Below are 8,406 nucleotides of genomic sequence, written 5' to 3' on the forward strand. Positions count from 1 at the left end.
TACTCTTATTCAAGTGGGCTTTTATCTGTTTTATCATGGGAAGTACCTCCTTAACTATCAGTTTAGCACATAAAAAAAGAAACCCAAATACAGAATTGTATTTGAATTTCTTAACTTAATGACATTGTGGTTTTCCAAGGCTTTTTTTTCATTAATTTGTTTTTCCATTTTATCCTCCGATTTGAACTCGCACTGACATTTATTTATAACAACACTATATATCTAGTATGGCATAATCATTAGGTATTATAGATTTTCAAACCAAATGTGAGTCATTCGTTTTTGCCCCACTTTTGCCACGTTTTTAAAGCCTGACAGTGAAAACACCTAAAAGTATTTCCCTAAAATCAGCTATATTTCAACACTTTTGTTTATTTTCAATATGAAAAGTTCTTACAAATTCATGTAGGGGGCATCTAAATCAACAGGAAAAAGCCTTGATTTCAAGGCTTTTTTGATGTCAAATAACTTTTTGTAGCAAATCATTATAAAGGTTTTCCAACCTTATCAAACTTATCATTTATTCTCAATCAATTGCTAGCAATATTTGATAAGACCAACTGTTTTTTACAGTACAGAGCTAGTCTATAATTAACTAAACTATACTAATTTGTGCCCATATTACATGGCCAATCCGCATAGAGATTAAAATGGGCTATTATGAATTCATAAATTTTCGCAACAGAACAAGAGCAAGTCATTTAGAAATAAAAGAGAAGAGAATCTTTCACTCTCTTCTTAGTATATCTTATTAAATTCAGTCTTTCTCAATCTACCTGATTTTCCTTTGCAACGACAAATTCTTTAACCAATCGATAGATAACAGCAAATATGGGTGTAAAGAATATCATTCCAAGTAAGCCAAATAGATTTCCTCCAATACTAGCTGCTGCAAGCGTGAAAAGGGCTGGTAAACCAATAGACTGACCTACAACTTTTGGATAAATAAGGTTTCCTTCAATCAGCTGTATAACTTGATATAGAAGAAGAGAAAGTAAGGCTTGAGTAGGACTCACTGTGAAGATAAAAATCGCTCCCACAACACAAGCAATCATAGGCCCTACATAAGGAATGAACGATAGCACTCCTGCAAAGATACCTGTCATTACCCCATAGGGTAGTCCAAATAGGCTATAGCCAACCGCTACCATAACTCCTATGATGACTGCTTCAATTAGCTGACTCATCAAAAACTGATCATAAGTTTCTAGTCCTATTTGTCCGATGTAAGCCAACTTTGTCACTACCTTCTCTGAAAGTAAGACTTTCAGAAGTCGGCTCGTCATCGCTGCCAAATGTTCCTTACTGGATAAAAATGAAAAGGTGAAGACTATAATCAAAAAGGCATTCATCAAACTTGAAAAAATATTGCCGATATTACTAGTCAGACCCGATAAGAAACCTATCAAGGCTTGGCTAATAGAACTAGACTGTCCCTGTATGCCTGATACAATAGTTGACAACATGTCTTTGGTTACAAATTCCGAGCCGTCTAGCAATTTCCCAAGTTGAGTCAGGACTGTTGAAAGGACTGTTCCCAGCTGACTAATAGTCTGAGCTAGGGTTGGTAGCACCAAAACCAAAAGACCTATCACGATTAAGATAAGAGCTAGGAAAACAAGTACCATGGCAATCGGACGACGCAACTCTGCCTTTACCTTCATTTTGACTAGCAATTGTTCAATTTTTTTCATGGGAACATTGAGCACAAAAGCAATAACAGCGCCATAAATCAAGGTTGAAGTCACGTCAAAGAAAGAGATTGCTCCTGATATAAAGCTCGACGCATTCAGAATCACAAGAGCAACCAGCCCTATAAAAAGGATTAACGGGGTGTATTTTCTAACTAACTTCATAAATTCTCCTTAATAAACATGTTTAGATACGACTATACTATTTGGTTTTTCAAACTCTCGGTCAAGGTAGGCTTGATAAGTTCCTGGTGCGATAAATCCTTTTGGTGAGAGGATATCTGTTCCAGCTTGACCGACTATGGTATCAGCCAAGAGCACACAGTTTGTGGACAAGACAAAGTAGGATTTAAACTTAGATTTGATAAATTTATAAAGTTCCCCATCCGTCTCATGTCTGATTTTATAAGCGTAGGTGTAGTCTTCCTTACCATCTTCCGTTTTAATTTTATCTGCGCTTGGCTCCCAAGGAATCGTTAGTTGTTTTAATTCAGCTAATTTTTCCTGAACCGCTTCTTCCATTTCCGGTGTCAAATCTATTCCGTAACCAAATAGCGTTTTTTGACTCTCCCGTTTACATAAGTCAATGTACTTATCACGGTCGCAAAAATATAAAACACCATCTCCAACCATACCAAATAAGGTCTCAGATGACGGATCATAGTTTCCATAAGAAATCACACGTCCTTGATAACAAAGGTCCACATGACCAATAGCTGAAAATAGAGAAGTCTCCGCTGTATGAACGAAAATTTCAAGATCTGCTGTCTTACCAAACTTCACCATTCCAAGATAGATTTCCTCTTCCTCATCAGCATTTTCCTGCATGAATTTATTGATTTTTGCTAAAGTACTTGCAGGGATGAGAGCGGCTAGGGCAATAGGTAAGCTCATTCTGACACGACGTTTGAGATGGTTTTTCCCAATTTCCTTTTCAAATAAGAAACCGTCACGGATATTGGACACACCATAAAGGCAAAAATAAGCCCCTAAAACAAAGAGTTGAAAGACAGAATTTCCCGTAGAGGACAAAAGACTAGTCCCACCAAGAAAAACTAGTACGAGACCATCTAGTAAGAAACGAAAACGAGGTCGAATTTTGTTTTTGCGGTAGAGAACATAGGTGACAAGGTTGATACTAGCATGAAAAATCTGAGAAATTCCAATCACAAGAGCCAAAATATAAATTGGCACATCAGTAGCAAGATTCGAGCCTAGCAAATATCCCATCACTAACAATTTAACCAGTGCAACTCCCAAGGTGTCCGTTGACTGACTTTTTTTGAAAATACGTAATACTAAATCTAAGACCGTTGCTATCCAAGCTAAAAACAGAACCAGTCGAATAACCGTCACTGGCAACCAAGTTCCCGTGACCATCAAGATAAGACCTAGCAGAACAAACAAGAAACCCTGAACAAGTAATTTCTTACCTGTCAGACCTAAAGAAAGAATTTTTTCCATAAAAGACCTTTCAAAAATAATAATTAAGCCCTTTGATCAAATTGACTGGTAAATAGCTGACGGCACAAACAGCCTGTGCCAGCAAGACATGGCGACTGACTGTAGCAATGTCACCATCTTGTCTTTTGCACTTCTGAAATTTGTTTTATTGAGTCGAAATCAGAGCTTTTAAAAACTAGCTAAACTTGAAAGCTAACCATAATTGCTAGATAAAAAAGGTGCAACCAATCCTTCTTGTAAAGGTAGGAAAGAATTATATCCATTCCATTAATTATTTATATATTACCTATTGTGACACAATACTCACTATAATTCAACTTTTTACCTATTTAAAACCATAAAGCCTACATAACTCTTTGAAGAGAACAAAAATCTGAATGTAATAAGATAGTACCCATTACCCATATTATAATTAGATTATGAATTGAAGCTTTTTGGAACTAAAATTAGGAATAATTGAGAAAGTAGGGAGGGAAATTTTGCTTTTACCCCATTTTGAAATAATTTCATTTTAGATTTTTCTAAGTTTCTTTCAAAGAGCCTGCAGGGGGCATCTAAACAACAGGAAAAAGCCTTGATTTACAAGGCTTTTTTGTTTTTCTAAAAGATTTTCTCTAGATATTTAGCAGAATCCCAAGATAGTTTCTCAATGTTCCACTTCTTCCTTAAATCGTACTTTTCCTTGGCTGTATAATCTCATAATCTTCACAAAGCGAACTGGATTGTTTTGGTTATACAAAAGAAATACTGAAAAGAATAACAAGCCAGCAAACCACAAACCATAGCCTTCATCACCAATCGGTTGGCCAAATTTTAGAGGAAGAATCAAGAAATACAAAAAGTAATAGATAGACACTATATTTACTACAAAGCGGGCAAATCGATAAGGTAAAGCAGACAGTTGTCTAGGATCAAACTGGTTTTTTACAAACAAATTATGAGATGCTGCAAAGAAAAAGACTTTCTCTGTCGTTGGCTGGGCCTTTCGAACATTTTTATAAAGTGCTCGTTCAAGTATAGCAACCAACAAGGAAAACTGCATCAACCAAAATAGAAGAATACAGGCTAGACTGAACCAGTTATAGACACCAATAAACTTGAGGGAAAAGAAGCCCGAAATTGCAGGTCCACCTACTAGTAAGAGAATTACCAATTCAGGAATAAAAGAATTCGTTTCACCAGCTTTTTCAGTATTGAGCAACTTACTCTTTGGAGCAGCTAAAGCCTCTCCTGTCTTTTGGTCATAATAAACAGCCTGACCATTGCATTCGCCGATAAAGACACGACGGCGTCCGAGAAAAAACATATTGACCTCTTTCTATTTATGAAAACAAGTCTTCAAATTTTGGAATTTTATTATCCTAGTATACCATAAACCAACTTGCTAGGTCATAAGATAGCTAAGAGCCACATCTTGCTAAAAGGTTGACAGAACTTCGCTCCATAGGATATGATGGGAATACCTAAAATTTTAACTCTGCATGATCTTTACGACTTCTACTGAAAAAGCGTTGGAGAGTTCAATTCTATATCTGGAGGTTTCTATGAAAATCTATTATTCAAAATTTGTCGGTGTCGGCTATCTAGTTTTTGCGGTAGGTATATTCTTTCAATTTTTCTTTTTTCTCGCGCATGGATTGATCGACTTTTCTCAGCTCAGTCTTCTCACTGTGGTACCAACCATCCTCTTTTTCACTGCTATCTATGCAACGATTGCAGGCATCAAAAGACTTTCTAGTCGCAGACTCTCCTTTGAGTTCACCTTGGAAGGTATTTATGTCTATCCTGGGCTCTTCTTTTCCAAGGAAATTTTCATCCCAAAAGAAGAATTGTTGCGAGCATCTTATGTTGAAGTGGATGTCAGTGACCCTGACCATACCAACAGCAAAGCTTACTATTTAGATTTTGATCTGAGAGAGGTCACCCAGCTAGAAGATATTTCTAAGTCAAATGTTATCATCAATACAAGTGCCCTGATATTGCGACTCGCTCTTAGCCTCTGTCGATTTAGAGAGGAAGAAAAAGCCGAGTTGGCAACCTATCTAAAAGAAAACTACGGCATTGATTTCTTATACTAGCAAGTAAAAAAAGCCCTACATCAGGGCTTTTGTGTTGTTAGCGATTTAGTACTTGCGCTTCAAAGTGGGCAGGTTTATCGTCCAACTTAAACGTCGTGTAAATTTGAATGCTTAAAATTTTATGCTTCGAAAACTATTAAAAAAGTAAGAGCGTTTCTACACCCTTACTTCTTACTGGTATTCTTAATTACGGTAAAAATGACTATCTTTGTCGCTTGGTGATTGGCCGATTGCCAAGACGTCTTGGCTACCATCCGTACCAGTTAATTCATTTGCTACGCCTGCTGGGGTAAAGATGAGGCGTGCTCCTTCTCCACCACCAACAAGATGAATTCCTGTCAAATAGTAACCGTCCTTCTCCTCTACTTTGTCCATCTCATATTTAAAGGTGCCTTTTGAGCTTTGAATGGTCACGATTCCATCCGCTGTGACTGTAGCAGTTGTTCCAGCATAATTCTCCCAAGTTCCAAGGAATTTAGAATAATCTTTTTGATTTTCCGCCTTTGTCTCAGTTTGACTACCTGTAGCGCTTGAAGAACTTGTCTCAGACTTCTGCTCCTCTTTTTGACTAGCTTCTGTTTTACTTGATGACTCCTTAGTTACTTTAGAAGAAGCCTCTTTGCTTGAAGATGCTGTAGTTTTTTCAGTATTTCCTCCACAAGCAGCTAATGTTAAGACCGCCAGCAAAGCAAGAGCTGAAAGACTAGTGTAACGCAATGTTTTGTTTTTCATAAAAATCTCCTTTTGAAATGGTGACCCAGTTTAGTCTGAATCTAAAATGGCTAGTCCGAAATTACATATATTTTTGACGGCTAACCTGTAGTTTTCAGTGTATCATTTATTTCCATATAATTCAATAGCTATTTTGGTAACTTTGTGTAAGATCAAGCAAAAAACTGATCCAAGAATGAATCAGTCTCTCTTTATATCTTCTTTGATTTTTCAATAGCTTTAATAGATAAACATGGCATCGCCAAAGCTAAAGAAACGATATTTTTGGTCAATAGCATGCTGGTAGGCTTCGAGGACCAATTCACATCCTGCAAAGGCTGAAACGAGCATGACCAGTGTTGACTTAGGCAAGTGGAAATTAGTAGAAAAAGCATCCACAACCTTCCAGTCATAACCTGGCTTGATAAAGATATTGGTCCAGCCAGAGTCGGCTTGGATTTGCCCGTCAAACTTGCTTCCAATAGTCTCTAGCGTACGGATAGAGGTTGTCCCCACAGCAATCACGCGACCACCATTTTCCTTGACCTGACGCAAGGTCGCTGCGGCTTCCTCAGACAATTGGTAAAACTCAGAGTGCATCTCGTGTTCATCCAAATTATCTACTGAAACAGGCCTAAAGGTCCCAAGTCCAACATGCAAGGTCAGGTAGACTAGGTGAACACCTTTTTGCTGGATTTCTTCCAGTAATTCCTTGGTAAAATGTAGGCCTGCAGTTGGGGCAGCAGCTGAGCCACTCTCCTTGGCATAGACTGTCTGGTAACGTTCGCGGTCATCCAATTTTTCGTGAATATAAGGAGGTAGCGGCATTTCTCCAAGACTTTCAAGTACTTCTAGGAAAATTCCTTCATACTCAAAACGGACAATACGGCCACCATGGGTCAATTCCTCAGTCACAACCGCGCTTAGTCGGCCATCTCCAAAAACAACTCGGGCACCAACCTTGAGACGTTTGGCTGGTTTTGCCAACACTTCCCATTCGTCTCCTGCTGTATTTTTCAAGAGTAAGAGTTCAACGTGGCCCCCTGTTTCTTCTTTTTGACCATGAAGTCGAGCTGGCAAGACACGGGTATCATTCATCACCAGGGCATCACCTGGCTCTAGCATCTCAATAATAGAGTGAAAGTGGCGATCTTGAAATTCTCCAGTTTGGCGATTGACCATCAAGAGTTTAGAGGCATCGCGCTTTTCCAAAGGAGTCTGAGCAATCAATTCCTCCGGCAAGTGAAAATCAAAATCATTTGTATTTAATGTCGTCATTCTTCTTTTCTCTTCTCATTTATTCAAATTACTTATCAAAGCGAACTTCTTCAAGTAGGTACTCGATGAAGCGTTCACCCATCTTAGACAAGCTAGTTTTCTCATGCTGGATATAAACCAGTTCAATAGGATCATCAATATCAAGTGGAATCGAAACGATATTGTCTCCATTGAGGTTACTATTAAGGATACCAGTTGCGATGGTATAGCCGTCCAAACCAATCAAGAGATTGAACAAAGTCGCACGGTCACTAACAACGATGGATTTCTTGTGGTGTTCCTGAGACAAAATCTCCTCTGAGAAATAGAAGGAATTATGGGTACCTTGGTCATAGCTCAAGTATGGGAAGTCTTCTAGATCTACCAATCGCACCTTGTCTCTCTTAGCAAGAGGGTTGGTCTTGCTGACAAAGATATGGGGTTGGGCTGTAAAGAGATGGTGGGCAACTAGATGGTTGTCGTCTAACATCTTTGAAAGAACGTCCCGGTTATAGCTATTTAAAAAGAGAACTCCCACTTCACTTCGGAAGTTCTTGACATCATCGATAATCTCCCAAGTTCTGGTTTCACGCAAAAAAAGCTCGTACTTTTCCATATCGCTTTTCTTGAGCAAGGAAACAAAAGCATTGACTACGAAGGCATAGTGCTGCGAAGACACACTAAAAAGCTCGCGATGAGCGATTGGATTCTTATAACGTTCTTCTAGAAGTTGCGTTTGCTCAACAACCTGACGGGCATAGGATAGAAACTCCATCCCATCACGTGTAAGGGTAATTCCCTTAGGATTTCGGATAAAAATCTCAATTCCCATCTCATTTTCTAGGTCACGAACGGCATTTGATAGACTCGGTTGTGTAATGAAAAGTTGCTTGGCAGCCTCATTCATCGAACCAGTCTCTACAATTTTGATAATATAGTGTAATTGTTGAATTCTCATGTTTTTATTGTACCATACTTGAGGCAATATAAAAAGAACTAGTCACTGAAAGAGTACTAGCTAGACTAGACTTCAGATATAACCTTTTCATGACTAAAAAGAGGCTGGGCAAAAACTCAATTTTATAGTCAATTGAACCCAAAATAGTACATAATGTGGTATAATCTTCTTATGGCATATTCATTAGATTTTCGTAAAAAAGTTCTCACTTATTGTGAGCGAACAGGCAGTATAACAGAAGCATCAC

General features: G+C 38.2%; 8 protein-coding genes. 2 read left to right on the plus strand and 6 right to left on the minus strand.

All coding sequences use genetic code 11. The annotated features are described in order from the left end of the window. Positions 1 to 767: 767 nt before the first annotated feature. The 3 genes from QM911_RS09560 to QM911_RS09570 all read right to left on the minus strand — a co-directional run bounded on the left by QM911_RS09560 (position 768) and on the right by QM911_RS09570 (position 4,461). On the minus strand, positions 768 to 1,856 hold the full coding sequence (locus QM911_RS09560; RefSeq protein ID WP_414313849.1) for an AI-2E family transporter: 1,089 nt from the start codon (positions 1,854 to 1,856) through the stop codon (positions 768 to 770). Between the two features lie 9 nt (positions 1,857 to 1,865). Beyond that, positions 1,866 to 3,155, minus strand: coding sequence for a DUF308 domain-containing protein (locus tag QM911_RS09565; protein WP_225749988.1), 1,290 nt, complete (start codon positions 3,153 to 3,155; stop codon positions 1,866 to 1,868). A gap of 646 nt (positions 3,156 to 3,801) precedes the next feature. Continuing rightward, entirely contained in the window at positions 3,802 to 4,461 is a 660-nt protein-coding gene (locus QM911_RS09570; protein ID WP_004250746.1) for a hypothetical protein, read from the minus strand. A 238-nt stretch (positions 4,462 to 4,699) separates the two neighbouring features. Here QM911_RS09570 and QM911_RS09575 point away from each other — a divergent pair, with 238 nt between their 5' ends. Beyond that, positions 4,700 to 5,233 carry a hypothetical protein gene (locus QM911_RS09575; RefSeq protein ID WP_006153113.1) on the plus strand — a complete coding sequence of 178 codons (534 nt, stop codon included), beginning with the start codon at positions 4,700 to 4,702 and terminating at the stop codon, positions 5,231 to 5,233. 183 nt (positions 5,234 to 5,416) lie between these two features. Here QM911_RS09575 and QM911_RS09580 read toward each other — a convergent pair whose 3' ends face one another. From QM911_RS09580 to QM911_RS09590, 3 genes are all read right to left on the minus strand, one after another. Then, positions 5,417 to 5,965 (minus strand): DUF6287 domain-containing protein, encoded by a 549-nt coding sequence (locus tag QM911_RS09580; RefSeq protein WP_004250743.1) that lies wholly within the window; start codon positions 5,963 to 5,965, stop codon positions 5,417 to 5,419. A 219-nt stretch (positions 5,966 to 6,184) separates the two neighbouring features. Beyond that, positions 6,185 to 7,222, minus strand: a complete 1,038-nt coding sequence (gene queA / locus QM911_RS09585) for a tRNA preQ1(34) S-adenosylmethionine ribosyltransferase-isomerase QueA (protein WP_414313850.1) — start codon at positions 7,220 to 7,222, stop codon at positions 6,185 to 6,187. Between the two features lie 28 nt (positions 7,223 to 7,250). Beyond that, positions 7,251 to 8,159, minus strand: coding sequence for a LysR family transcriptional regulator (locus QM911_RS09590; RefSeq protein WP_036756668.1), 909 nt, complete (start codon positions 8,157 to 8,159; stop codon positions 7,251 to 7,253). A gap of 171 nt (positions 8,160 to 8,330) precedes the next feature. On the opposite strand from QM911_RS09590, the gene QM911_RS09595 reads away from it, so the two are divergent. Beyond that, positions 8,331 to 8,406 (plus strand): IS630 transposase-related protein (locus tag QM911_RS09595; protein WP_414313851.1); only part of this gene is annotated, 76 nt, incomplete at its 3' end.

Source organism: Streptococcus infantis, assembly GCF_047460825.1.
Lineage (GTDB): Bacteria > Bacillota > Bacilli > Lactobacillales > Streptococcaceae > Streptococcus > Streptococcus infantis_V.

What these genes read in the sequence shown, in the direction of transcription:
- QM911_RS09580 (WP_004250743.1), bottom strand. Translation starts at nt 5,965, where the DNA reads ATGAAAAACAAAACATTGCGTTACACTAGTCTTTCAGCTCTTGCTTTG.
- QM911_RS09560 (WP_414313849.1), bottom strand. Translation starts at nt 1,856, where the DNA reads ATGAAGTTAGTTAGAAAATACACCCCGTTAATCCTTTTTATAGGGCTG.
- QM911_RS09590 (WP_036756668.1), bottom strand. Translation starts at nt 8,159, where the DNA reads ATGAGAATTCAACAATTACACTATATTATCAAAATTGTAGAGACTGGT.
- QM911_RS09570 (WP_004250746.1), bottom strand. Translation starts at nt 4,461, where the DNA reads ATGTTTTTTCTCGGACGCCGTCGTGTCTTTATCGGCGAATGCAATGGT.
- QM911_RS09565 (WP_225749988.1), bottom strand. Translation starts at nt 3,155, where the DNA reads ATGGAAAAAATTCTTTCTTTAGGTCTGACAGGTAAGAAATTACTTGTT.
- queA (WP_414313850.1), bottom strand. Translation starts at nt 7,222, where the DNA reads ATGACGACATTAAATACAAATGATTTTGATTTTCACTTGCCGGAGGAA.
- QM911_RS09575 (WP_006153113.1), top strand. Translation starts at nt 4,700, where the DNA reads ATGAAAATCTATTATTCAAAATTTGTCGGTGTCGGCTATCTAGTTTTT.